Source organism: Paenibacillus sp. FSL P4-0113, from assembly GCF_038009305.1.
Taxonomy (GTDB): Bacteria; Bacillota; Bacilli; order Paenibacillales; family Paenibacillaceae; genus Paenibacillus; species Paenibacillus polymyxa_D.
In genome coordinates this window covers 1,381,733-1,408,507 of the sequence record NZ_JBBPAZ010000001.1, presented here as the reverse complement: position 1 = coordinate 1,408,507, position 26,775 = coordinate 1,381,733, and the positions used below count along the sequence as shown (strand labels likewise).

The following is a 26,775-nucleotide window of genomic DNA, read 5'->3' as shown; positions in this document are numbered from 1 at the left end:
GACGAAATCAGTAAAGATCAGTTGGGAAAGGTGCAGAAATATTTATTTTGTGACATAGGCTGTGAAGAAAAGCCCTTCTATAATAAAAGAGTAGAAAATGATTTCTAGAGGGGGAACAATATGCGAGTTCATTCGAAGAAAAAGCTGTTGTCGTTGCTCGCCGCAACTATGGTATTAGGAGTTGGCCTTGTGGGCTGCTCAGGTGCGGGAAATGATGGGAATGCGGACGGCACAGCTAAAACTGAAAACGTATACAAAGAAAAATACAATCCAGAAGTCACAATTTCCACGGTATGGGGTGTAGATCCCGCCTTAAAATTTAAAAATGGTGAATCTATCGAAAATAACATTGCGACCAAATGGGCTAAAGAGAAATTCGGTATTAATATCAAATCACTCTGGTCCGTCACGGATACGAATGGCGCATTTGCTACGAAGCTGCGTTTGGCTATGTCCTCCGGTCAGGAGATGCCGGACGTCGTTGTACTGGGGACGGAAAATGAGCAACTGGCACAGGACATGATCGATTCCGGTATGTTTGCAGAGGCTGGTCCGTTGTTTGACAAGTACGCTTCGGATTCATGGAAGCAGGCGATGAATCAGGATACGAATGTATGGAATCAGTATAGCCGAGATGGTAAGAAAATGGGTATTCCTGTGCTTGATTTCGCCTATAACCATGATTATGTATTGTGGGTACGACAAGATTGGTTGGATAAGCTGGGTATGAAGGCTCCTGAGACGATGGATGATCTGGAAAAAGTGATGGATGCCTTTAAAAATAAAAATCCGGACGGACTGGCTCCGAACAAAGTGGTTCCGCTCAGTATCGGTTTTAAAACATCCATGAACACTTGGATGGGTGACCCGTCCTGGATTTTCGGGGCATATGGCACACTACCTCAGCAGTGGAACAAAGGCACGAATGGCAGTTTGGAATATGGCTCCGTGCAGCCTGGCATGAAGCCGGGTTTGCAAAAGCTGAGCGAGTGGCTCAAAAAGGGATATATCCCTCAGGAAGCAGCATTGTGGGATGAAAATAAAACGGCAGAACCTACAGTCGCAGGAACAGCCGGCATGATTCCTGGGCCATATTGGATGAGCGGCTGGCCGCTTCAGGATACAGTCAAAAATGCGCCGGGTGCCATATGGAAGCCGATTAAGATTCCAGCAGGTCCTGACAACAAAGCCATGCGTCACGGTACGCAATACACCAATGGTGTTGTACTAATCAACAAACAAATGCAGCATCCTGAAGCTTTTTTCACTTATCAAAACTATTTGTTTGACCATTATGCTAATGCCAAACCGGATAGCGATTTGTCGAATGGGCTGTTTAAGGGCTACGATTATGATTTGGATGCGGACGGAAAGCTAATGTCTATCGATAAAATACCAGGCGGTTATGTAAACTCTATTCGTTATTTGCTGGTTCGTGATGGTGCGCGTATACCTGATGCCCAAATGAAGGCTTTGCTAAGTTTGGCTAACGGCGCAGAACCGAAGACCCGTCTGGAGAAAGATGTAATGGTGAACTACGGGAAAGGTACTCCTGCAGCTGCCAAAGTGCTTATGGAACAGAAGGATATCTCCATGAAAGATCAGTTCACAGGTCCAACTACGCCAACCATGAAGGCTAAAAAGGACTATCTGGATAAAATTGAAAGTCAGACCTTCAATGAAATTATTTATGGCAAGCAGCCGATCTCTGCTTTTGATACCTTTGTGCAGACGTGGAAAACAGCGGGTGGCGAACAAATTACAAATGAAGTAAACGAATGGTATAAAAGCGTCGAAAAGTAAAAACCAATGATGTTGTAACAGAGTAGGAAGGCTGTCCCGAGGTGGGCAGCCTTTTTACTACAGTTTCACCCGTATCGAGTGGAAATGAATGCGCTATCATGGTGTATTTGAAAAAAAGTTTTATTCGTTTGGCGAGCTAAAAAAATGATTGCTTTTGTGCCATGTATGTTGGTTTTTTGAACTGTTGGGACAGCGAAAACGCTTTTATAATTGAAGTATACCATGAGAGTTACAGGAGGAACTGCAATGAGGAGTCTACAACGTACGTGGCCATTTCATATCATGCTGCTGCCTGCCATCATTTTCTTAATTGTATTCAGCTACATTCCGATGGGCGGCATCGTGATGGCCTTTCAAAATTACAAGCCTTGGCTAGGCATAACGGGTTCCGAGTGGGTTGGACTGGATAACTTCCGCTTTTTGTTTCAACGGGAGGACAGTCTTCAAGTTGTCTGGAATACACTAATTATTGCTGTGTTAAAGATGTTTTTCAATCTGGTGGTTCCGTTTGTTTTTGCTATACTGCTGAATGAAATTCGCAAGGTCGGACTTCAGCGATCCATTCAGACATTGGTTTATCTACCACACTTTCTGTCGTGGGTCATCTTGGGCGGAATTCTGATTGACCTGTTGGCTACAGATGGATTTATGAACCGTATTCTCGGTAGTTTCGGGATCCAGCCTATCTTTTTTCTGGGAGATAATAACTGGTTTCGGTTTACTGTCATTGTATCGGATATATGGAAGGAGTTCGGCTACAACACCATCGTATTTCTCGCTGCACTGGCGGGTATTAATCCTTCGTTGTATGAGGCTTCTGAAATGGATGGAGCGAGCCGCTGGAGACAGACGCTACACATCACTGTACCTTCGTTAATTCCGATGGTAGTCGTTGTTGGAACGCTTGCACTTGGCAATGTACTGAATGCCGGTTTTGACCAGATTTTTAACCTTTATAATCCACTGGTTTACCAAAAAGGCGATATTATTGATACATTCGTCTACCGGACAGCGTTAATCAATGGGGAAATGGGCTTTGCCACCGCTATCGGCTTGTTCAAATCCGTTATCAGTATGATTCTCATTCTGATATCTTATCGACTTGCTTACAAATGGGCAGGTTACCGCATATTCTGATTCCACGAGGCTGAAAGAGGGAGAGTCATGTATCATAAAACAACGCCATACCGCATCTTCAATGTGTTTAATATTTGCTTACTAGTGATGTTGTCTATCATGTGTATCGTTCCACTGATTCATGTGTTGGCGGTATCGTTTAGTGCTAAATCAGCAGCAGATGCCAATCTGGTTGGACTGTGGCCAGTGCAGTTTTCATTAGAAGCCTATAAGAAGACAATGAATAACCCGATTTTTCTGCACTCCATCTGGATTTCTGTCTGTCGGACTGTATTGGGAACCGGCTTGACACTGCTGATTACCTTTTTAGCTGCTTATCCACTTTCAAAGGAAACATCTGTGTTCCGTAGCCGAAACGTATATTCATGGTTGTTCGTGTTCAGCATGATTTTTAACGGTGGTCTGGTTCCATTCTATATGGTTATTCAAAAGATTCATTTAATGGATAGCTTCTGGGTACTTGTTTTGCCAGGAGCGGTCAACACATTTCTGGTCATCCTTATGTTGAACTTTTTTAGAGGAATTCCCAAAGAGATGGAAGAGGCCGCATTGATCGACGGAGCAGGACATTTTCGGACATTGTTTAGTATCTTTTTACCGATATCCATGCCTTCCATTGCGACGATTGCGCTGTTTAGTATGGTATTTCATTGGAACTCCTGGTTTGACGGTCTACTCTATTTGAGCAATGCAAAGGACTATCCGCTCGCGACGTTCCTGCAAACTGTAATTATTCAGAAGGACATGAGTTCCATGAGCATGAGTCCAAAGGAGATGGAATTACTTTCTCAAACGACGGTTAATGCAGCGCAAATTTTCATTGGTGCAGCGCCTATTCTCATTGTATATCCATTTTTACAAAAGTATTTTGTTAAAGGTATGACGCTAGGTTCCGTCAAAGAGTAATAGAAATAATAAGGAGATGATTTACAGTGACGTATCAAAACATAACTAAGTACCCCCCGATTAGTGAGCGAATTCCACGTATGCTGCATGGAGCGGACTATAACCCGGAGCAATGGCAGCATTACCCTGAGGTGTTAGCGGAGGATATCCGTCTAATGAAACTAGCCAAATGTAACGTGATGTCTGTTGGCATTTTCTCATGGGTATCATTGGAGCCTGAGGAAGGTGTATTTACGTTTGAGTGGCTGGATCGTATTCTGGATTCGTTTGCTGAGAACGGAATCTATGCATTTTTGGCTACTCCTAGTGGAGCAAGACCAGCCTGGATGTCACAAAAATACCCTGAGGTGCTGCGTGTGGAGGCTAACCGCGTCCGTAATCTACATGGGTTTCGTCATAATCACTGTGCTACATCACCTGTTTACCGGGAAAAAGTACGTATCATGAATACGAAGCTAGCCGAGCGTTATGCTAACCATCCGGCTGTTATTGGCTGGCATATTTCCAATGAATTTGGTGGAGATTGCCACTGTGATTATTGTCAGGAAGCATTTCGCGCTTGGGTTGAGGATAAATACGGTGCGTTGGATAAGCTTAATCACGCATGGTGGACGACCTTTTGGAGTCATACGATTACAGATTGGAGCCAAGTTGAGTCTCCGGCACCTCACGGTGAAACACAGGTCCATGCCATGAATTTGGACTGGAGACGGTTTGTGACCGATCAGACTGCAGATTTTATCAAACATGAGATTGTGCCGCTCAAGGCCGCAAATCCAGCAATTCCAGTCACAACCAATTTAATGGAGTTTTTTGAAGGATTGAATTACTGGAAGTTTGCTGATCTGCTCGATGTTATATCCTGGGATAGTTACCCAACATGGCATGATCGTGAGGGAGATGATAGCCGTCAGGCTGCTAAAGTGGCCATGATGCATGATATTATTCGTTCAATCAAGGGAGGTAAGCCTTGGATGCTCATGGAGAGTACACCAAGTTTGACGAACTGGCAAGACGTTAGCAAGCTGAAGCGGCCGGGAATGCATCTGCTCTCGTCTTTACAGGCTGTGGCACACGGGTCAGACACCGTTCAATATTTTCAGTGGCGGAAAAGCCGCGGTTCGAGTGAAAAGCTGCATGGTGCGGTTGTCGATCATGTCGGACATGAGCACACTCGGGTATTCGGGGATGTGACCCATGTCGGTAATACGCTGGAAAAATTGGAGGAGGTTATCGGTACATCTGTACCGGCGGAGGCCGCAGTCATTTTTGACTGGGAGAACCGTTGGGGAATCAACGATTCACAGGGACCGCGGAACAAAGGTGTGAAATATGAAGAGACAGCTGAAGCGCATTATTTGGCGCTGTGGGAGCAGGGTGTGCCTGTAGATGTCATTCATATGGATGCAGATTTCTCCAAATACAAACTTTTGGTAGCTCCGATGTTATATATGGTCCGCAGCGGTGTGGGGGAGCGTATACAGAAGTTTGTTGAAAACGGTGGTATTTTCGTAGCAACCTATTGGTCTGGTATCGTAGATGAACATGATTTGTGCTTCCTTGGAGGCTTTCCGGGCCCGCTTCGTAAGACGCTGGGGATCTGGTCGGAAGAGATTGACGGATTGCATGATCATGACCGTAATCACATTTTGCCGGTTGAAGGCAATGAGCTGGATCTGCAAGGGGAGTATGAAGCTGTAGAATTGTGTGATCTCATTCATACAGAGGGTGCAGAGGTACTGGCTGTGTACGGTTCAGACTTTTATGCAGGACGCCCAGCTTTGACGGTGAACCGTTTGGGACAAGGAAAGGCTTATTACATCGCATCACGCAACATCGGACTATTCCACAGTCATTTTTACAGAAGTTTAATTGATGATGCAGGAATCAGTAAAGCGCTCAATGTGAAGTTGCCTCATGGAGTGAATACGGCGATTCGTACCGATGGAGTTCATGATTATATTTTCATATTGAATTTCACGCATGAGCCGCAAAAGATTATGTTGGATGGGCGAACTTATGCGGATATGCTTGAAAATCATGTGATAGAAGATGGTAGCATTCAATTGGATGCCTACGCTGTTAAGGTTTTAAAGACAGAGCGCAATGAGAAGTATACAATTCGGATGGGAGATGACTTATGAAAACAGGTAACCGCACGATGGTATTTGCGATGTTGATCTTGTTATCCAGCTTATTGTATCCGTTCGGTTCTGTAGGGTTGGGTGCGGCTTCGGCCGCCCCTGCTTTCGCCAAAGGAGCAGATATAAGCTGGGTAGCAGGAATGGAAGCGCAAGGTATGAGTTGGAAGGATAAGAAGGGTGTTCGTCGAGATATACTGCAAATTTTGCGAGATGACTATCAGATCAACTCGGTGCGTATCCGTGTGTGGGTAAACCCTGACATGAAAGATTATGCAAGCGGATACATGAATGCCGAAAAGGCAGCAGAACTGGCGCAACGAGCTAAAAAGTTAGGTATGAGCGTTATGCTGACTCTACATTATAGTGATTCTTGGGCAGATCCAGGGCAACAGAACAAACCTTATGCGTGGCGCAATTTCACATTTACACAACTTATGGATGCAGTCTGGTCCCATACGGTCTATGTTATGGACACGATGAAAAGCAAGGGGGTAACACCGGACTGGGTGCAGATCGGTAATGAGACGAACAATGGAATGCTCTGGGAAGATGGCAAAGCTTCGGTGAACATGAAAAACTATGCCTGGCTCGTCAATACAGGTAATAATGCTGTAAAATCGGTAAGCAGTAGTACTAAAACGATCGTACATTTAGCCAATGGAGATAATGATTCCGTGTTGAACTGGAATATCGGCGGGCTGATTGATAATGGAGCTCAGTTTGATCTCATCGGGCTGTCTCTGTATCCGTCTCCTTCGGACTGGCAGGGCAAGGTGGATCAGACGATTACCAATGCCAATAACCTCATTGCAAAATACGGCAAAGGTATTGTCATCAGTGAAATCGGGATGGAATATAATGAACCTGCGGCTTCCAAGTCATTTATATTTGCAATCAAAACGAAGGTTCGGAACATCGGAGGCGGTAAAGGTACAGGGGTATTTTATTGGGAGCCTGCTGCAACTCCAGGTTACAATCAGGGTTATAACAAAGGTGCTTGGCAGGCTGACGGTAAGCCAACTTCAGCTTTGGAAGGATTTATAAATTAAGAAGTACGTAAGAGTATATCAAAGAACCTCTGATGCGCATTATATGCAGATTAGAGGTTCTTTACTGTTATCTATGGCTATTTAGAAGTTATAAAATTAGGCTTCTCGGTTTACCTTGAAGAAAGAAATAAGCTCTTCCAGCTCGCCAGACATCAATGTAAGCTTGTCAGAAGCTTGGACAATAGAAGCCATAGACTCAGCCTGTTCTCCAATAGTATGCTGAATTTGTTTGCTGCTGTCGACTGTTCTGCTAACTGTGGAAGACAGCTCGTCAGAGGTAGCTGACATTTCCTGCGTGCTGGCTGAAATCTGCTCCGTTGCGCTGGATACCTCTTGAATTTGTGACGACACTTTATTAGACGCATCTAAAATTTCAGAGAACATTTCGCCTGTTTGCTTCGTAACTTCTAGCCCAATCTGAACTTCTTTTGTACCAAGGCTGATGCCTTTTACAGTCTGTTCAATTTCTTTTTGGATTTCTTCAATAAGCTCTGCAATTTGTTTGGCAGACTCTTGAGACTGTTCAGCCAAATTACGCACTTCTCCTGCTACGACTGCAAAACCTTTGCCTTCTTCACCGACTCTGGCAGCTTCAATAGAAGCGTTCAGTGCAAGCAGATTCGTTTGACTGGCAATGCCTGTAATGATGCTGACGATATTGCTGATTTCGTTAGAACGGTTCTGCAGCGCATTAACGGAATCAGCTGTACTTTCCATTGTAGTGGAGATGGAGTCCATTTGAGAGGAAAGCTTTTGGGCTACCTGATTGCCTTCAACGGAGCGTTTTTCCATAGAATAAGCTTGATCGGCTACGGAAGAGGAGCTTTCGGCAATCGTTTGGATAACTGTCGACATTTCATTCATAGCTCTGGAGCTTTCATGTGCTGCGTGATCCTGAGCTTCAAGCCCCTGGGTTATTTCCTGAATATTGCTGTTAATGACGTTCGTATTCGTACTGTTTTTCTCGCTAATACTTAACAATTCCTGGGCAGATCCCGTAACTTCTTGTGTCGTATCCTGTACTTTCACCATTGTATCGTTAAGGCGTTTGATCATAGAATTAAATTTTTGATTGATAATGCCAAGGTCGTCCTCACCTGTCTTGATTTTTACATTCAGATTACCCTCGCTGACTTCTTCAATGCCCTTCATCAGGCTACGAATCGGGGAGAGGGTGCGCTTTACCAGTAAATATTGAATCGTTAAGAAGATGGCAAGAAACAGAATGAGCAGTGAAACACCGTATACAAGCAATTTATGAAGGCCGGTAGGTACAGAGCTCGCATCTACGTCAAAGTAAATCGCACTTGTGACTTTCCCGCTTGCATCTGTAATCGGGTAAACAATGGTAGTCCATGTGCCATATTCGTCCGTGTAAAAGCTGCTTAATGCTGATTCATTAGATTGAAGCATTTTATTTACGGCTTGTGCATTTTCGTCAGGAAGAGTGTACATGTCCCCAATGTTCATCTTTAAGTCTTGGAAAGCTTGGACTAAATTTGTGGGAACGCCAATAATGGAGGTCTGATTACCTTCTGTTAGCTCTGTACCAAATATGTAAGCTTGGGCAACATTCGGATAAAAGGCGTGAATAGAATCGAGAAATTTGCGTAGATCTTGTTGAGCAGAGCCGTTATAATCTTTTTCATTCAATGCTTGTTGTACTTTTGTTTTATCAACATCTTCTGCCCATTTTTTAGTCAATACCTTAACTTGATCTTGCAGCTGCGTGGTGAGAATGTTCTTTTGAAGTATATAGCTGGATGTGATGAGAATAGCTCCTATTAATACGATGTTAAGAAAAGAGATTAATAGATTTTTACCAAAAAAGGACATAGTTCTCCACTTCAAGTTTTTCACGTTTTCTTCTCCTTTGAATTAGCAATTTAGTTTCATATACAACCTACCCCATATATATTTCGACAATTTGCTTTCTAAATGTTAGGTATTTATTAAAAGGGAGAGTAGAAGGTTATTCAAAAAGAACGGCGGCCCCCTAGTGAATGAAACGATGGGACCGCCGCTTGTCGGCAAAACTGGATTTTATGTTGTTTTTCCAACTCAATTCTTACTAAATCACTTTATTGTTTGAACAATATTTAAAAAATAAGATAAAAAAGAACAGACGGGTATGCTTTACACCAATAAATACCTGGATTGAATTGAGGGTTCTTAACTTTTCTGTCCCTTATAAAAGAAGTGAAATGAGCAAGGGTAGTGAAATGAGCGATAAGACTGAGCTAATAACAAATGCAGATGCAGCTTCCGTTTCCAGTGTTTCATAACGGGTAGCAATCATAGCGGCCACAGCCGAGCCGGGAAAAGCGACAAGCAGTACGGCTTTGCTTACATCTTCATGGGATAGTCCTATCAGAACAGCAATACCGAGCATAACAATAGGCATTACGATGGCTTTCAGCACAGCAATGCTAAGTGCTTTTGGACTGAACGTAATCTTCTTGATACCAATGGTTACCCCGATGGCAAATAGGGCTGTACCGGCGGTAACATTGCCGATTTGATCAAACATGGATTGTAAAAGTTTCGGAGCGTGGAATCCACATAGAGTCAATATGACACCAAACAAAGGTACGCAGGCAAGTGGCTCGCTGAGTCCATGAAGGACTGATTTCATAGTGACTTTAAATAAGTTGCCTTTAGTGCCGTCGGATTCTGTTGTTTTGCGCTGGCCGACCGTTCCCAAAATACTTGCAAGCGGATCAAGAATGGCATTAACGACGATCCCGGTAATTGCAATCGGGATGGCGACTGCCGCACTTCCGAACAAGCTGCCCAGAACCGGAATTCCCATGAATGCAAAAGAAGGCTGTGTTGAATTCAATGCGAACATAGAGGATTCAGTCAGGCCTTTTTTGGCAATTAAGCGATAAACAATGAGCAATACAATATAAAAGCCGATTACACCAAGTAGCAAAGCCACAAGAAAGGGCCACTTTTGAATCAACGTCTCTCTTGGTGTCGTCGTAATCCCAATAAACAAATGTGCGGGTAGAGCAAACTTCGTCACGAGTGTATTTAATCCCTTAGAAGAAGCGGGGTTAAAAGCTTTAAACAATCCTGCGAAATAACCAATTAAAATGACAAAGAAAATAGGAATTAAGATAATAAAAATATGACCTGTAGCCATGATGTCGCCTCCAATGAAGATGTCCGCCAAAAATGGCGGACATCAGTTAAATAATCACTTTGCGTATGCAAGTATAAATTTGATGTTGTTCGCTATTTTTTAAACCAGGACCGCTTCCTGACCATATTGTTTGATGGGTTTATATTTACAGTCCCACATCGCATCTCGAACTGCTTGTGCGATATCGTCCGGTTGATGACGCGCTACTCCATCCTGAACTGCTGCCTTGGCCACAGCCACGGCTACCGCTTCAGATACTTCGCGTAATTCATTGATTTTTGGCAGCAGGGAAGCACCAGGCTGCGACAAATCCACCATTTGAGCTACTGCATGGGCAGCTGCAGCAAACATGCTATCTGTTATGATTTTGGATTTTACCACGATTGCGCCAAGACCAAGACCCGGGAACACGAAAGCATTGTTGGATTGCCCAATTTCAAACTTAATATTGTTATAGATCACCGGCTCAAAAGGACTTCCTGTTGCAATCAGGGCTTTTCCTTCGGTCCAGTGGATCAAATCTTGCGGAGTTGCTTCTGCAAGTGGAGTCGGGTTGGACATAGGCATAATTATAGGACGTTCTGTATGTTTGGCCATTTCTTTAACGATTTCCTCACTAAATGCCCCACTAACACCGGAAGTACCAATCATAATCGTCGGTTTCACGCGGCGAATGACTTCAAGCAGAGGGATTTTTCCATCTTCAGCATGTTCCCAGTCACGGCATTCTGCAGCATCACGCGCATAAGGAACCTGAAATGGAAAAAGTCCTTCTGTTTCGTTGGTAAGCAGGCCACGGTAATCATAAGCCCAGAAGTTACGTCTTGCTTCTGCTTCTGACAGTCCTTCCAGCATCATGGCGGAGCTAATTTGGTCTGCATTGCCGATTCCGGCAGCTCCTGGACCAAAGACTAGAACCCGATGCTTGCTCAGTGGGATTCCGGACAATTGAACACCGGACATCACACCTGCGAGTGTAACCGCTCCAGTACCCTGAATGTCGTCATTAAAAGTCAAAATACTATTTCCGTATTTATTGATAATGTTCCGTGCATTGACATTGCCCAAATCTTCCCAGTGCAGCAGAGCATTCGGGAAAAAGGAAAGTGCAGCCTGAACATAAGTGTCAATAAATTGATCATATTGTTCTCCACGTACACGTTTGTGACGATTCCCCATATATAAAGGATCTTCCAATAGCTTCTCGTTGTTTGTACCTGCATCAAGAACAACTGCCAGCACCCGGCTAGGATCTATACCAGCAGCAGCTGTATACACAGCAAGCTTACCAATAGAGATATTAATACCTCCGACTCCCCAGTCCCCGATTCCCAAAATACTCTCGGAATCTGTGGCTACGATCAGGTCGATATCATCAGGGTCCAGGTTCAAATTCTTAAAAGCCTCTCCAATACCCGCCAGATTATCAATAGATAAATACATACCACCAGGCTTGTGATATTCATGACTGTATTCCTGTATAGCCTGGCCTACTGTTGGTGTATAAACAATCGGGAGCATTTCGCTTAGGTGCTCAGAGAGCAAACGATAATAAAGGACCGTATTGCGATTAAAAAGATCATTTAACGCAACATTTTTACGCAAATTATCCGGTTGGCTCTGAAATTGCTCGTAAACCCGTTGAACCTGCTCCTCAATAGTTAATATCGTAGGAGGAAGGAGACCGTCAAGTCCAAGTTGTTTCCGTTCTTCCAAGGTAAAAGCCACTCCTTTATTCAGCAGTGGGTTGGCAAGTAGATCTTTTCCGGTTAATTTGGTTTCGATAGATCCGTCTTCCGTAAAATGAAAAGCACGCATTTTTAATTCCTTCTTTCTAGAAAATTACATTTAGTTCATCCTTGAACAATTCGTGAACAAGTATACGCCTTATTTTAAACCAAGTGAACAAGTATGTTGTGTGAAAAATGGTTATATAAGTGTTTACATAAGAGAAATTATGAAAATGAAAGCGATTTTCAATGTTTTTTAAATGAAAATTTCATTTAATTTTCATAATATTTTCGGAAAATATTGATCTAATGTGATGTTTATCATAGTTTTTATAGGTGTGATTCGATTGAGTGTGCATAAAAAATAGCTTAACTTCATTTTATATAAACGAAGTTAAGCCATTTTTTGGGCTATAGGGATGTTTGAGGAACAATTCAATGCTTCGCAGCTTTATATTTAATGAATATCAGGCATTTAATTCTCCAATGCGATTGACGGCTTCATCAGTAGCTGTAGCAGAGCGTCGCATCCAGCTGTTACGCCATTTCAATTGCATTATGATGACGAGGGTAAAGGCACAGAACGTAAGTAGGCTCAGACAGATGAAGCCCGGCATATAGGAACCCGTTGATTTGTACAGATGACCCAGTATAAGAGGGAGAAAGTACCCGCCTATGCCACCAGCAGCGCCGACGATGCCGGTCATGAGCCCGATTTCGTTGCCGAAGCGCTGCGGCACGAGCTGGAATACAGAGCCGTTGCCAGCGCCAAGGCACATCATGCCTACGAACAGCAGCACAACTACCACGGTAAGTGGCGGTAAAAACGCAATGCCGGCGAGCATAATCCCGGCCCCCGCATACAAGTACATTAGCATGCGTGAACCACCAATCCGATCGGATAAAAAACCACCTACAGGACGAAAAAAGCTTCCGGCAATCACACAAACGGTTGCAAAATCGGCGGCATGTACCGCGGAGAGGCCATACTGGGTATTGAAGAAAATAGTCAAATAATTAGAAAGGCCAACGAATCCGCCAAACGTCACGCAATAAAAGGCACAGAATACCCAGGCATCCCTCTGTTTGAGCACCGAAGCATATTGCGACAGATTTTTTGGTGCCGGGCGGTGAGGGCTGTTGCGGGCAAAAATACTGAACAGAATGAAGACGATTAAGATGGGGAGGATGGCCAATCCGAAAACGGCTTCCCAACTGCCAAAATGTTGAGCAATGCGGTTGGCGAACAAAGTCGCAAGGACGGTACCGCTATTACCGGCTCCGGCAATTCCCATAGCCAAGCCTTGATGCTCTTTGGGGTACCATTGACCGGCTAACGGCAGCGCAGCTGCAAATGAAGCTCCAGCTACGCCCAGGAGTAGGGCAACAACGTATAATTGCTCCAGCGAATCAACCCACAGCCAGCCGAGCAAAAGCGGGATGATCGTGACAAGCATACCAATCTGTCCTGTGAGCTTGGGACCGATATAATCCGACATGAATCCGAGCACGAGCCGCAGCAGGGAACCACCGAGTATGGGTAGAGCGACAAGATTGGCTTTTTGTACAGGGTCCATTGGATAATCATTGGCAATTACAACGGCCAACGGTCCGATCATCCCCCATATCATAAAACTGATATCAAAATACAGAAAGGAACCAAATAAGGTGGGCTTGTGTCCGCTTTTCCAGAAACTTTTTTTGTTCATTCTCCATCTCTCCTGTTCTAATTGTTGTTCTTTGTCTGCAAAATGTAATTTGAACATGAAAAGCCGCAAATCGCCCCTACATGGTATCTAGGAAACGGTTTGCGGCTTCATTGCCGTGGTTGACACACTTCATTGTGAGTCGACTTGGTATGATCACGTTGGAGTGATTTTAATTCAAATTATAAAAAAGGATCTATTGTATGTCAATATACATAACACAAATGCGGGAAAAAATTAAATAAAAGGTGAAAATATAGTTTTTATGTATTGAATGTTGACATGACATTCACAATTCAGTAATCTTAGATACATATCGGCACAACGATGTGCCGACTTTTACGGCAACGGTGCCCTTTTCCATTGAATGGAGAAGGGCTTTTTCTGTCTTATTTTATTCGGAGAATGGGGCTGGTTTAACATGATGAAAAAACTGGTCGTCGTCGGCAATGGTATGGCAGGCATCAAATGTGTGGAGGAAATACTCAATTTGGAGCCAGAGCGGTTCCAAATCACGATATTTGGTGCAGAGCCCCGTCCCGGGTACAACCGAGTGCTCCTGTCCAAAATGCTTCAGGAGGAGAGCTCATTTAAACATATCGTTACCCATGACTGGGACTGGTATGAAGAGAACGGGGTAAAGCTGTACGCGGGTGAACGCGTCTGTCGTATTGATGTTGCAACCGGGATGGTGGAAACGGAATCCGGCATGAAAGAACCTTATGACATGCTCATATTGGCAACGGGCTCATTACCTTTCATTCCGCCCATTCCTGGAGTGCGAAAACAGGGAGTAATTGCTTTTCGTGATGTGAATGATTGTGAAACCATGGCTAGATATGCCAAAACATACCGCAGGGCCACGGTTATCGGAGGGGGGCTGTTAGGACTTGAAGCTGCTCAAGGCCTGCTGAATCTAGGGATGGAAACTGAGGTTGTTCATAATGCGCAGTATCTTATGAACCGTCAGCTTGACCGGACGGCAGCTGTGCTTCTGCAGCGAAAGTTGGAGGAACAGGGCATGAGGTTTCATTTGGCGAAGGAAACGGTCAACATCATAGGCCGAAACAGGGCGCAAGGCTTGATGTTTGCGGACGGGAACAGGCTGGACACGGATTTGGTTGTGCTGGCGGTTGGTATCCGACCGAATATCGAATTAGCTCAGGATAGCGGTCTGACTGTAAACCGCGCCATTGTCGTGGATGATTATATGCGCACGAGTATTCCTGGTATTTATGCCGTCGGCGAATGTGCTGAGCACCGGGGGATTTCATACGGACTGGTGGCGCCGCTATATGAGCAGGGCAAAGTGCTGGCAAAAGTTATTTGTGGTCGTGAAACGGCTCCCTATGAAGGGACGATTCCGTATGCGCAGCTCAAGGTAGCGGGGATCCATGTGTTTTCCGCAGGAGACATTCGCGATGAGGGAAACGAGACAGCAGTTATGGAATATAACGGGATGCTGGAGGTTTATAAAAAAGTGATGATGCACGGCGGTGCTGTCACTGGCGCCATTTTGTACGGAGATACGGCGGAAAGTACCTCGTTGCTCGGAATGGTACGGCGCGGGGCGTCCGCTACAGAGCTTACATCCCGGGATAACAGCCGGAGCAAAGCAGAGGATGCGGCAGCCGCACTGCCGGAAGAAGAAACGGTATGTGCGTGCAACGGCGTGAGTAAGGGGGCTATTTTGCGAGCGATTGCCACGGATAAGCTGAAGACGGTGGAAGAGGTGAAGAGCCGGACCAAAGCGTCCGGTTCCTGTGGGGGATGTCGGCCGCTGGTGGCTGCACTGGTCAAAAATAGTTTGTCCCGATCCACAGATTCCGGACCTGTAGTTACTCCAACCGCCCAAGAAATTGTCCCTGTTTGTGGATGTACGCATTACGATCATGATTCGCTTAAAACAGCTATGGTGGACGCAATCTGTCAGACTCCAGGTGAAGTAGTATCCCGTCTCGGTTGGACTAGACAGCAGGGGTGTGAATTGTGTCGTCCGGCTGTACTTTATTACTTGGAATCTCTCGGGTTGCGCGACAGATCTGCGACAAATCCATTAGGGGCTGGCGTTGCGGTTCAGGTCACACCGCAGTACGGAGGAGAGGCGCCCTCTGCGGGTCTGCGCTTTACGAACCTAAATGCCGAGGATCGGTCTTTTGTTGAGTCGGATCTGATGGATCAGGCATTTGTAGAAGTAGCCTGGCTAAGAGAGCAGTTGGCAACTTTATGGGGAAGTCTCGCATTGCCAGCATTAGTTAGAGTTGCTATTTGTCCTGGATCGGCGTATCCCGGAGGTGTACTTGTCCACGATATTGGAATATCTCGTTCTCCAGCAGGCTGGGAGGTCTATGCGGGTGGCCAGGCAGAGCATCCGGTTCGCCAGGGGCACCTGCTTGGATTGGAGGAAGACCCGACAGAAGCGGTTCTGCTGACTGCAACTTGCTTGCAAATATACCGACATAGTGCCCGGTATGGGGAAAAAATGTGGGAGTGGATTGAAAGGACTGGTGTTCTGGCATTACGGGAAAGTGTGCTTGACGCTGCTCTTCGAAGTGGTCTAGCGGGTAGTCTGCGGACCACAATGCTGACAGGATGACGGGTTGAGTTGGAGTTATGGCGAATTATCTATCGTGCAGACGATAAAATTCCGAAAAATGGCGAAAGGAAGGTGGCTTTGATGTGTCAGTCGGGAGAAGGCAAACCGGAAGCTGGGCTACATGTACCGTCAGTAATGGATACGCAGTGCCCGTTTTGCAGCGTGCAATGTAAGATGACCGTTAGCACGGGTACAGAGACACTTGCGGGTATCATTCGTACAGTGTATAAGGCGGAAGGGAAGCATAATGCAGCCTCGCAGGGTAGGTTGTGCATCAAGGGAATGAATGCGCATCAGCATGCGACTCATGCGGAAAGGCTGGTACAGCCCCTCATTCGCAAAGAGGGCCAACTGGTTCCCGTCAAGTGGGAGGAGGCGTTGGATACTATAGCTAGCAGTTTCTCTACGCTACTGTCCACACAAGGTCCTGATGCAATCGGAATTTACGGTGGAGGTTCACTCTCCAATGAAACGGCTTATTTACTCGGCAAATTTGCAAGAGTGGCTGTAGGTACGCGATATATCGACTATAACGGGCGCTTCTGCATGTCGGCAGCGGCATCCGCTGGCAGTAAAGTGTTTGGCATTGATCGCGGACTGACCTGCAGGCTGGCTGATATTCCGTTGGCTCGTTGTATTGTGCTCGCAGGTACGAATATCGCTGAATGCCAGCCGACCTTAATGCCTTACTTTCACCAGGCGAAGGAAAACGGCGCCTTTGTCATCGTAATTGACCCGCGCGCGACACCAACGGCGGCCGCCGCTGATTTGCACCTGCAAATCAAGCCGGGTACGGATGCTGTGCTGGCCAATGCCATGCTAAAGGTCATCGTGGATGAGGGATTTGCGAATGAAGAGTTTATCCGCAAGCGGACCAACGGCTATGACCAGCTGTTGACTCATTTGAAGGGTGTGGATCTGAGAGAATCGGCTGCGTTGTGCGGAATTGAAGTAGAAATGATCCAGCAGGCAGCACGTGCCTTTGGCAGTGTGGAGACGGGCATCGTTTTTACGGCCAGGGGTGTTGAACAGCAGACAGATGGACATATGGCGGTGCGTGCATTTCTTAATCTGGTGCTGGCCACTGGCAAGATTGGAAGGGAAGGATGCGGTTATGGAGCTATCACAGGTCAGGGAAACGGGCAAGGGGGACGAGAGCACGGCCAAAAGGCTGACCAGCTTCCTGGTTACAGATCGATTGAGGATGAAGAAGATCGAGCCTATGTGGCGTCCGTATGGGGAGTGAAACCAAGCAGTTTGCCAGGAAAAGGGGTGTCCGCCTATGAAATGATGGAGCTTGTCCATCAGAAACAAATCCAAGCTTTGTTCGTGATGGGCTCTAATCCTATTGTATCTAACCCGAATGTCCGGCTGGTGGAGAAAGCCCTCAAAAAGCTGAATCTGCTGGTTGTGGCGGATATGTTTCTCACGGAAACCGCGCGAATGGCTGACGTTGTTTTGCCTGTGACATCTTATTTGGAGAATATGGGGACGATGACCAATCTGGAGGGCCGCGTTCTGCTACGGGAAGCGGCGAGGCCCGCACCAGGCGAGGCTAGAGATGACTGGAACATTTTGTGTCAGGTGGCTGCAAAGCTAAACAAGGGCGGCTATTTCTCGTACAGGGATGCCGAGCATATCTTTGAAGAACTGCGGCTCGCCAGCCGGGGCGGTCCTTCCGATTACTACGGGATCACATACGACAGGCTGCGTCGTGAAGAAGGAGTATATTGGCCATGCCCGTCTACGGACAGAGCCGGTATGGATACAATGTTTCGGGAAACCTTTGCCCATTCTGATCAAAAGGCTGTTTTTACGGTGGTTGAAAGCTGTGGAGCAGGAGAGGAGATATCAGAGGAGTACCCGCTTATTTTGACGAACGGCCGTGTACTGGCTCACTATTTGACCGGTGCACAAACGCGCAGAAGTCCGTCGCTGGCCGCGCGAGAGATTGAGAATTATGTGGAAATTCATCCGCGGACAGCGCGACGCTGGCACATCAGGGACGGGGAGTGGGTAGAAATAGCATCACAGCGCGGCAGCTTCACTGTCCGCAGCCGGATCAAACCACATATCCGCGAAGATACGCTCTTCGTGCCCATGCATTGGGGTGGGATACAAAATGTTAATCGGGCGACCCGCCCTGATCTTGATCCGTTCTGTCGGATGCCTGGCTTCAAAACGGCAGCTGTACGCATCCGTCCCCTTCATCTGGCTGCAGCCGCAACCAGTGCAGATAACGAGGAATGGTCGGAGTTCTAGAGCAGGACGGAGTAAGTGACTTTTTCTTTGCATAAAAGGCCAGCCCCCTTGTATGAGTGAGGGAGCTAGCCTTTTTGAGTTGGACAGTTTAGGGCTCGTAATCACAGACTGCGTGACGCCAGTAATTATAAATGCAATCGGGTTTCAGATCTGTCTGCTCCCGTTTTTATTTCTGTTCTGAGCATGGCTTCCCGCCAGTGACAATACAAACCCCAGGCGTGCCCATTTTCTAGCAGCGGTTTGCAGGTATACAAACCTTCCTCTATGGAGTCAACTCGCCCTGCAACGAACAGTCGGACCGCACTGTTGAGTAACACTTGATTCGAAAAGGCTAAAGAAGCTATGCCTTGTAGCACTTCCTCCGTAATGCGCAGTTGTTCAGCGGGGGTCCAGTTATGCTCTGGTACCACCGAATCCAGTCCGTACATTTCCGGATCAATAACCTGTAATGATACCTCGCCGTTAGCAAGCAGGTAAGTCCGGGTCGGCCGATCGATGAACAGATCCTCCGATCCTTCGCTCCCTTGGACGATCAGAGCTCTGTGGTAATTCAGATTTTGTATGAGTTTCGCCGTCTTTTCGAACACGGTATTGTGGAAAACGCCGAATACAATATATGGGGAAGAACCGTAATCAACCAGTTTCTCGGCAGTATTCAGCACTGTGCGAAGCCCCAGTTCTTCGCGAATGGGCCGCATATCTCGCAGGGGCACACACCACTGTTCGGAGGCTACGAACAGTACACCAGTCAGCTTCGCGGCATGAACGGCGATTTCACGCGTCATGTTCCGGGGCGTTACTCCCATTTCCTGCAATAAAAGCGGGAGCGTAACACCCCATTTGGGAGGGAGGGGTGCACTACCATGCATCGTTACAGGAATTCCGCATGAGGCGAGTAGAAAGGCCGTTGCGAAGGTGGCAATAAATGAAGACTTCCTGCCATCATACGGACCGGCGAAATCAATACCTTTATGCATCGGGTAGCGATGGGTATATTTACGGCAGACGTTTACGAATGCTTCCAGCTCGCCAACACTCTCCATTTTAATGCGCTCCGCGGCAAAGAAAGCTCCGATTTGAGCAGGGGTTGCTGACTGGGTCATAATAAGTTCGGCAGCAGCTTCGGCTTCGGCGTAATTCAGATCCCGGGCGCCCCTTTTGCCACGACCCACTTCTTTTAATATTTCTATGATATTCATGTTCAGGCCCCTTTCAGATTTATGCTTTTAGCATTTGCTGTGCTTTGACGATGGAAATTGCCACATCAACGATACGTTTGCGTTCGTTCATTGCTTTTTTCCGCAGCACATCATATGCTTCCGCTTCCGGGATACCGTTTACTTCTCCAAGTATTCCTTTCGCCATATCAATCCATTTGCGTTCTTCCAACCGAGCGGTCAGTTGCTTGCGTTCACTTTGCCAGTGCTGGCGTTCAAAAAAGCGTTTGGCACTAAAATGAAGAGCCCAATTCAGCTCATGGGCTGCCATAGAAGGGGTTAGAATGCCATCAACAGTGACATCAGCTTCACAAGCCTCTGTCGATGATAACGCTGATTCTGCGCTGCACCACCAGAGCAACGGGACTGCTTTGGCTTGCTCCAGCCTGCCACCCCACATGCTGATCGTGCCGACAGGCATGTCTAGTACCGCCGCATCTGCATTAAGGATTAGCTGTTTGATTTCAGATTCATTGCGGCAGGGCAGAGTTAGGTATCCGTTGGATTCTAAAAGGTTTTCAGGTCCTGCCTGCCATGAGGAAACGGCGTGTGTCTGCTCAGATACATGGTCAGAATGTAAGTGAATTACCAACAAGGAACGCAAGCGGGCTCCTCCTCTCTGTAATATGAAGGGTAGTTAGCGATGGGGATGGTATTCATTGATAACAAATATGACATTGGATTTTATCCGTTTGCTTTATTTTTCCACCATCATCAAGTTAAAACGGACTTTTAAACCATTTTGGCGTGTTTTGGTCTGAAAATCAATCCTAATTTTGTAGGGGAGTGATATTTTATACGTCATAGACATGTTACATGGTGATAAAATATAATTTTTTATAAGTTAATGCGTAAGGAATGTTGACATATCATTTAAACCATTATATATTAGCTACAATACTTTTTAATTCCATACTCTGATGGATACAACGGCGTATTCGATGAAACGGCAATGGAGCCTGTTTTCTCATGTGGGGGATATTTTGAATCCCCATATGTGAAGCGGGCTTTTTATGTTTTGAGGATACAAATGGAAGGGGAGTGACCTGATGAACAATATCCAAAAGTTAGTGTTGATCGGCAACGGAATGGCGGGGATACGCACTCTCGAACATTTGCTGAAGCTTGCACCAGGTAGCTATGAGATTACGGTATTCGGGGCCGAGCCCCATCCAAACTATAACCGGATCATGCTGTCTTCCGTTCTGGCGGGAGGGGCTGGTTTGCAGGATATTGTCATCAACGACTGGAGTTGGTATGAAGACAACAATATTCGATTGTATACCAATGATCCTGTCACAGCTATCGACACGGAAAAGCAGCAGGTGACATCACGCTCCGGCGTATGCATCTCTTATGATTTGTTGTTGTTGGCAACGGGGTCTAAAGCCTTTATTCTGCCGCTTCCAGGGGCCGACAAGGATGGTGTTATCGGTTTCCGGGATATTCGTGACTGTGAAACGATGATGGAGACGGCGAAGACGCACAAAAAAGCAGCCGTCATCGGTGGCGGATTGCTTGGACTAGAGGCAGCCAGGGGGCTGCTTAACTTGGGGATGGACGTCACAGTTATCCATATTAACGGATATATTATGGATCGGCAGCTGGATGAGGCTGCTTCCCTTATGCTACGGCGCGAGCTGGAAGAGCAGGGAATGACATTTCTGGTCAATAAGCGGACGGCGGCTATAACAGGACGTCGCCGCGTGGAAGGGGTGAAATTTGCCGATGGCAGCGAGTTGGAAGCGGATCTGATCGTTATGGCGGTAGGCATCAAACCAGACATTGAACTGGCGGTGTCGGCGGGAATCCCTGTAAACCGCGGGATCATCGTAAATGATCACATGGAAACGAATATCCCCGGCATCTACGCCGTTGGAGAATGTGCAGAACACCGGGGAATCACTTACGGGCTGGTTGCTCCATTATATGAGCAAGGTGGTGTACTGGCTCAGCGACTCGCGGGAATGGAGACTCCCGGCTACAGTGGTTCAGTTACCTCGACAAGGTTGAAGGTATCGGGTGTCGACGTGTTTTCAGCAGGGGATTACAAGGATGAACCGGGAACACGTTCCCTGCGGTATCAGGATGATATTGGTAGCGTCTACAAAAAAATCGTAATCAAGGAAGAAAAACTGATCGGAGCCGTTCTGTTTGGGGATACGTCTGACGGAGCCATGCTGTTTTCGTTGATCAAAAGTGGCGAGTCGGTGGTTGGCCGAGAGAAAGAGTTATTACTTGGCTTCAATCCTGGTCAACCAGAAGCTAGTGGCTCCATGATGCTGGAGCAGATGCCTGATGACGAAATTGTATGTGGATGTAATGGTGTATCCAAGGGTGACATTGGAGAGGCGGTTGCGGCTGGCTGCCGGAGTGTCGGGGAGATTAAGGCATGCACAAAAGCATCGGCCTCATGTGGCGGCTGCAAGCCATTAGTGGAGGGACTCTTACAGCTATACGCAGGCGCAGAAGCCGGAGAAACGATGAAAGAGGGTATTTGTAGTTGTACGACGCTTGACCGGGAAGCGATCATTGATGGCATTCGGGAGATGGGATTAAAGAGTGTCAAAGAAGTGATGAATGTGCTGGGATGGAACGAACCGGAAGGTTGCACTAAATGTCGGCCGGCCCTCAATTATTATCTAGGTATGCTATGGCCACTGGATTATGAAGATGAGAAGGAATCCAGATTTACGAATGAACGGTACCATGCCAATATACAAAAAGATGGCACCTATTCTGTCGTGCCCCGCATTTATGGAGGAGTTACTTCACCTGCCGACCTGAAGAAAATTGCTGCTGTCGCGGAGAAATACAATGTGCCTCTGGTTAAATTTACGGGTGGTCAACGTCTTGACCTGCTTGGTGTGAAAAAAGAGGATTTGCCAGGGATCTGGGCCGAGTTGGATATGCCGTCTGGATATGCCTATGGAAAGACGCTGCGAACGGTTAAGACGTGTGTAGGTAATACCTTTTGCCGCTTTGGCACGCAGGATGCTATGGGGATGGGCATCCGGTTGGAAAAGGCATTTGAACGTCTGAATGCTCCATCCAAAGTCAAACTGGCTGTGTCCGGTTGCCCGCGTAACTGCGCTGAAGCGACGATCAAGGATTTGGGCGTCGTTGCTATTGACGGTGGCTGGGGGATCTACGTTGGAGGTAACGGGGGTATCAAGGTTCGGGCAGCTGAACTACTTTGTACCGTTAGAACCGAGGATGAAGTGATGGAATGGACCGGTGCCTATCTGCAGTATTATCGTGAGCAGGCCAATTGGAACGAACGCACAGCCCATTGGTTGGAACGGGTCGGAGTGGAATCCATCAAACAGGCACTTTCGGATGCAGAGACGAGGAAGCAACTGGTGACCAGAATTGAAGAGACATTAAGCACGACGACTGATCCGTGGCACGAAATTATTCACAACGAAGAGCTGCGCAAAAATTTTGTGCAGCTGCCGGAACTTAAGCCAGTAATGGAATAGGGGGCTGACAAAATGGAGACCAATACGACAACCAACAGAATCAGAATAGCTAATTTGAACGAAATTGACCGACGTGGAGCAAGGACAGTTCGCATTCATGATACAGAAATAGCTGTATTCCGTCTGAGCGATGGCAGCGTGCATGCACTTGAGAATCGTTGTCCGCACAAAGGGGGACGGTTATCCGAAGGAATGATATGTGGCTCAGCAATCCATTGTCCGCTCCATGACTGGAAAGTTGACCTTTCCACTGGCCGGGTGCAAGAGCCAGATACTGGATGTGTGACTGCTTACCCGACGGAGATTGACGGTGAGAGCGGGGCGGTTTATATCGTAATCTAAGAGTTCTATGCGTATTGTGCTGAGGTCCTGTTTTTTTTCTTCTATATAAATAGAAGGATTAAGGTGAAAAGCTTTGCTGAAGAAAAAATGACATTGTTAAATTACAATGATCTGAGTATACAGAAAAGTCGACCCTATCTTTCCGGGCGGCTTTTTTATCTTATAAGTATCATTTTGATTAAAAAACAGGATAACTGGATTTATCTCTAGACAAACAAAAAAGCCTTGAATATCAAGGCTTTTGACGAATAGGACGGATGGGGATCGAACCCATGACCCTTACCCTGTCAAGATAATGCTCTCCCGCTGAGCTACCGTCCTTCGGTTATTAGATAATATCATGTATTAACCATATATGTAAAGTGAAAAAATAGAAGTCAGCCTGTACTTCATGACCATTTATATATATAATTCGAATTTAGTGAGTTTACAAATTTGGAGTTAATGATAGGGGGAACAGGTGATGGCCGCAGAAATTATAAGTGTAACAACAGAGGAGCAGCTACAGGAGGCAATATCGATCCGTACCAAAGTGTTTGTCGATGAGCAAAAGGTTCCTCTCGATTTAGAAATTGACCATTATGACAAGCTGGGAGATACGGCCCATCATTTGCTAATTTGTGAACATGGTGAAATGGTGGCCACTGGTCGGTTGACATACTATGAGGAAGATACAGCTAAAATGCAACGTATTGCCGTTCTCAAGGAGCATCGTGCCGCAGGCTATGGACGTGTATTACTGCTAGCACTGGAGGAACGTGCACGTGAATTGGGGTTAAGATACTCGTTGCTAGATGCCCAATGTCAAGCCGAGAAGTTTTACGAAAAGCTTGGCTACGAGACGATCTCCGATGAACCTTTTGACGATGCGGGAATACCGCATGTTCGTATGCGCAAAAAGTTGTAGTCGGCAGCGCAAGGTGCATACAAATCTGTACAATGCGCATGCTAGTAAAAGTTCCTCCACTATACTATGGATAAGGAGCGATACAGCATGGCTAATACAGAACGGGAGCAAATTACAGCAGTACGTAAAAACGGGGATGGCGACCTTATGTCTTTTCAGACATCTACCGGTCGGATTTTAGATTATAGCCAGGCTTTGAATGAGATTGAGACAGGCTCAATTGCAGGCGTTAACGTTTTCAAGGCCAAGGATGGCAGCAAACGAATTCGGGGAGATGCCGACGGAGATCCTTCTAATAACCTGGATCAACTGCCATTGTTCTGACCTTAACTCGCAACACTAGCATTATATTTAAGAACAGCAAGCCGCCTGGCTTTCCTACAAAGGATAGCCAGGCGGCTTTTTGTTAATTGTTAAGCTGTATTTAGCATGCTACTCTGCACGTTCCAACTCTGCAAGTTGATATAATCGTTGCTGTTCCAGAAAGGACATGACGCCAGCTTTATCCCTGAATTGTTCCATATCATCACTATAGTGCATCAGACGAATCAACTCTTGAAGAGATGGCGCCAAGCTTAGCAGCTCGTCCAACGTCGTATGGACTTCTCCGGCACCTTGTAATTGAACCTCATGCAGAATACTCCGACATCCTCGTTCATGCACCAGATGATGAAGCAAATCAGGGTCAAAAACCATATCTGCACTATAAAAAAGGCGGTCATTTATGAATAAGGAATAACTGTTTTTACCAGGAATATGCCGTGTAGGGATCAGCTCCACCTGGATACCGGATACTAATGTAGTGGGCACGCCAGGCGTTATTACGTTTACCTCGAATACATCTTCAAGCTTGTCAATCATACCCTGCTGTGACATCCCGCCCTTGAGTGTATGCTCCCATAAAGGGTGGATTAGGGGTTCGGCGATATAAAGTAGAGGCTTGCGACGATGGAGAATGTTCATTTGAAAACCGAATTCCTCCAAACCTCCGACATGATCTGCGTGAATATGTGTGATTAAAATGGCGTCAATATCAGGCAAAGGAACGCGCATTTGGTGTAATGCTAACGAAGCGGTTGTACCACAATCGATTAGCAGTTTGCCTTCTCCGCTGTCCAGCAGCGCGTTGTTGTTGTAATAATGTTTGGCAAAGGCACTGCCTGTGCCAAGCATTTGTATCGTTAGGCTCATAATGGATCTATCCTCCAGACTTTGTGTACTAGGACATTCTACAGTCGTATTTTACCACCTATGCTGCTGGAACTAAAGATTTGGCTCCTTCTGTAAAAACTTTGGACAATTTGTGAAACACAGCGCAACTTGTGCGGCTGAGCTAGGTATAAATGTACGACAGAAGGTTTTTAACAGATGACGATGGAGGGATTAGTAGTGATGAAATGGAGAAGAGTGATGGCCCTAATGATGGCCTTTTCAATAATGGGAGGGACCGCCATTTCGGCGGAATCCGCCAAGGACCAAGTGCAGTTGATTATTAATGGAGAGGTGTCAAAAGATGGTGCAGTTGTCATTGATGGGAAGACTTATGTGCCCATCCGTGATTTTAACGGACTTGTAAATTTTGATCCATCCGGTGGAAAAGTTGTTTTCGACCAGCCTAACGTGCATATGTTCCTGTTTAAGGGAGATACTGTGTTTGGTAACGTGAATAAAGGCAATAAAGTGAAATTTAATGTATTTAGTCAAATTGATACCTTGAAAACAGATATCTCCGGAGTGAAGGTAGCGATCACCGACCCTTCGGGCAACGTGAAGGATATTCAGTCTCAAGATATCAAAGGAGCGCAAAAGGATAACTTCTGGTTCCGTACGAACGACTTTACGTATGATTTCAAAACAGCAGGGAATTACCGGGTTGGTTTCTATATTAAAGAGAGCAAAGACGGCAGCTATACCTTGGTGTCCGAAAAAGTCATTACAGCGATAAATTAGGCATACCACAAATTGACCTGCACCCTTGATCATGTTACGATACGGGGGAAAATAAAACAATTTGAAGGTAGGTATTTCCATGAGTGATCACAAACATGAACACGGTGAAGCCTGCAACCACGATCATGACCACGAACATGAAGAAATGGTTCTTACGCTAACTGATGAAAATGGTAAAGATGTAGAAATGGTGCTGGTAGAGACCTTTGATGTAGAAGATCACGTTTATGCTCTTCTGCTTGAGCGAGGCAATCCCGAAGCGGATGGCATTATTCTTCGTATGGAAGAAGAAAACGAAGAAATGGTGCTTTACAATATTGAGGACGAAGATGAGTGGAAACGTGTAGAAGCTGCATATAGCGAGCTTGTTGCCCAATACGAATAGAATTGGAAATA

The 26,775-nt window shown here is 46.1% G+C and carries 20 protein-coding genes and 1 tRNA gene; 13 read left to right on the top strand and 8 right to left on the bottom strand.

Annotated elements, in window-relative coordinates:
- Positions 1–120: 120 nt before the first annotated feature.
- The 5 genes from MKX46_RS05715 (at position 121) to MKX46_RS05695 (ending at position 7,039) form a co-directional block, all read left to right on the top strand.
- Positions 121–1,803 (top strand): sugar ABC transporter, encoded by a 1,683-nt coding sequence (locus MKX46_RS05715; RefSeq protein WP_341070985.1) that lies wholly within the window; start codon positions 121–123, stop codon positions 1,801–1,803.
- Between the two features lie 246 nt (positions 1,804–2,049).
- Positions 2,050–2,940, top strand: coding sequence for an ABC transporter permease (locus MKX46_RS05710; RefSeq protein ID WP_029517681.1), 891 nt, complete (start codon positions 2,050–2,052; stop codon positions 2,938–2,940).
- Between the two features lie 27 nt (positions 2,941–2,967).
- Positions 2,968–3,846: a carbohydrate ABC transporter permease gene (locus tag MKX46_RS05705; RefSeq protein ID WP_029517680.1), complete on the top strand. Its 879-nt coding sequence runs from the start codon at positions 2,968–2,970 to the stop codon at positions 3,844–3,846.
- Positions 3,847–3,872: 26 nt separating this feature from the next.
- Positions 3,873–5,990, top strand: a complete 2,118-nt coding sequence (locus MKX46_RS05700; RefSeq protein WP_341070984.1) for a beta-galactosidase — start codon at positions 3,873–3,875, stop codon at positions 5,988–5,990.
- A complete protein-coding gene (locus MKX46_RS05695; protein ID WP_341070983.1) occupies positions 5,987–7,039 on the top strand; it encodes a glycoside hydrolase family 53 protein in 1,053 nt (350 codons plus the stop codon). Before MKX46_RS05700 ends, MKX46_RS05695 begins: the two co-directional genes overlap by 4 nt.
- A 96-nt stretch (positions 7,040–7,135) precedes the next feature.
- Here the strand turns inward: MKX46_RS05695 and MKX46_RS05690 are convergent, their stop codons facing one another.
- From MKX46_RS05690 to MKX46_RS05675, 4 genes are all read right to left on the bottom strand, one after another.
- Positions 7,136–8,899, bottom strand: a complete 1,764-nt coding sequence (locus MKX46_RS05690; protein WP_341070982.1) for a methyl-accepting chemotaxis protein — start codon at positions 8,897–8,899, stop codon at positions 7,136–7,138.
- A 328-nt stretch (positions 8,900–9,227) separates the two neighbouring features.
- On the bottom strand, positions 9,228–10,187 hold the full coding sequence (locus tag MKX46_RS05685; protein WP_029517676.1) for an AEC family transporter: 960 nt from the start codon (positions 10,185–10,187) through the stop codon (positions 9,228–9,230).
- A gap of 99 nt (positions 10,188–10,286) precedes the next feature.
- The gene (locus MKX46_RS05680) at positions 10,287–12,005 is read right to left on the bottom strand and encodes an NAD-dependent malic enzyme (RefSeq protein WP_341070981.1); all 1,719 of its coding nucleotides are present in this window, start codon (positions 12,003–12,005) and stop codon (positions 10,287–10,289) included.
- A gap of 379 nt (positions 12,006–12,384) precedes the next feature.
- Positions 12,385–13,626, bottom strand: a complete 1,242-nt coding sequence (locus MKX46_RS05675) for a nitrate/nitrite transporter (protein WP_340887096.1) — start codon at positions 13,624–13,626, stop codon at positions 12,385–12,387.
- A 418-nt stretch (positions 13,627–14,044) separates the two neighbouring features.
- On the opposite strand from MKX46_RS05675, the gene nirB (MKX46_RS05670) reads away from it, so the two are divergent.
- The gene (gene nirB, locus MKX46_RS05670; protein WP_341070980.1) at positions 14,045–16,219 is read left to right on the top strand and encodes a nitrite reductase large subunit NirB; all 2,175 of its coding nucleotides are present in this window, start codon (positions 14,045–14,047) and stop codon (positions 16,217–16,219) included.
- An 81-nt stretch (positions 16,220–16,300) separates the two neighbouring features.
- A complete protein-coding gene (nasC, locus tag MKX46_RS05665) occupies positions 16,301–18,481 on the top strand; it encodes an assimilatory nitrate reductase catalytic subunit NasC (RefSeq protein ID WP_241113519.1) in 2,181 nt (726 codons plus the stop codon).
- Positions 18,482–18,606: 125 nt separating this feature from the next.
- Here the strand turns inward: nasC and MKX46_RS05660 are convergent, their stop codons facing one another.
- Positions 18,607–19,680, bottom strand: coding sequence for an anthranilate phosphoribosyltransferase (locus tag MKX46_RS05660; RefSeq protein ID WP_029517670.1), 1,074 nt, complete (start codon positions 19,678–19,680; stop codon positions 18,607–18,609).
- Between the two features lie 19 nt (positions 19,681–19,699).
- Positions 19,700–20,302 (bottom strand): ANTAR domain-containing response regulator, encoded by a 603-nt coding sequence (locus MKX46_RS05655; protein ID WP_029517669.1) that lies wholly within the window; start codon positions 20,300–20,302, stop codon positions 19,700–19,702.
- A gap of 445 nt (positions 20,303–20,747) precedes the next feature.
- On the opposite strand from MKX46_RS05655, the gene nirB (MKX46_RS05650) reads away from it, so the two are divergent.
- Together nirB (MKX46_RS05650) and nirD are read left to right on the top strand one after the other, a co-directional pair.
- Positions 20,748–23,180 carry a nitrite reductase large subunit NirB gene (nirB, locus tag MKX46_RS05650; RefSeq protein WP_341070979.1) on the top strand — a complete coding sequence of 811 codons (2,433 nt, stop codon included), beginning with the start codon at positions 20,748–20,750 and terminating at the stop codon, positions 23,178–23,180.
- Positions 23,181–23,192: 12 nt separating this feature from the next.
- Complete coding sequence (gene nirD / locus MKX46_RS05645; RefSeq protein ID WP_029517667.1) at positions 23,193–23,522, top strand: nitrite reductase small subunit NirD; 330 nt, start codon at positions 23,193–23,195, stop codon at positions 23,520–23,522.
- A 249-nt stretch (positions 23,523–23,771) separates the two neighbouring features.
- Here nirD and MKX46_RS05640 read toward each other — a convergent pair.
- Positions 23,772–23,843 (bottom strand) — tRNA-Val (locus MKX46_RS05640).
- Positions 23,844–23,985: 142 nt separating this feature from the next.
- Between MKX46_RS05640 and MKX46_RS05635 the strand changes: the two genes are divergently transcribed.
- Together MKX46_RS05635 and MKX46_RS05630 are read left to right on the top strand one after the other, a co-directional pair.
- Entirely contained in the window at positions 23,986–24,429 is a 444-nt protein-coding gene (locus MKX46_RS05635; RefSeq protein WP_029517666.1) for a GNAT family N-acetyltransferase, read from the top strand.
- 87 nt (positions 24,430–24,516) lie between these two features.
- On the top strand, positions 24,517–24,753 hold the full coding sequence (locus MKX46_RS05630) for a DUF3892 domain-containing protein (protein WP_069010570.1): 237 nt from the start codon (positions 24,517–24,519) through the stop codon (positions 24,751–24,753).
- A gap of 108 nt (positions 24,754–24,861) precedes the next feature.
- Here the strand turns inward: MKX46_RS05630 and MKX46_RS05625 are convergent, their stop codons facing one another.
- Positions 24,862–25,620, bottom strand: a complete 759-nt coding sequence (locus MKX46_RS05625) for an MBL fold metallo-hydrolase (RefSeq protein ID WP_069010571.1) — start codon at positions 25,618–25,620, stop codon at positions 24,862–24,864.
- Between the two features lie 201 nt (positions 25,621–25,821).
- On the opposite strand from MKX46_RS05625, the gene MKX46_RS05620 reads away from it, so the two are divergent.
- On the top strand, positions 25,822–26,379 hold the full coding sequence (locus tag MKX46_RS05620; protein WP_013310940.1) for a hypothetical protein: 558 nt from the start codon (positions 25,822–25,824) through the stop codon (positions 26,377–26,379).
- A gap of 79 nt (positions 26,380–26,458) precedes the next feature.
- A complete protein-coding gene (locus tag MKX46_RS05615) occupies positions 26,459–26,764 on the top strand; it encodes a DUF1292 domain-containing protein (RefSeq protein WP_007431055.1) in 306 nt (101 codons plus the stop codon).
- The last annotated feature ends 11 nt before the right edge of the window (positions 26,765–26,775 follow it).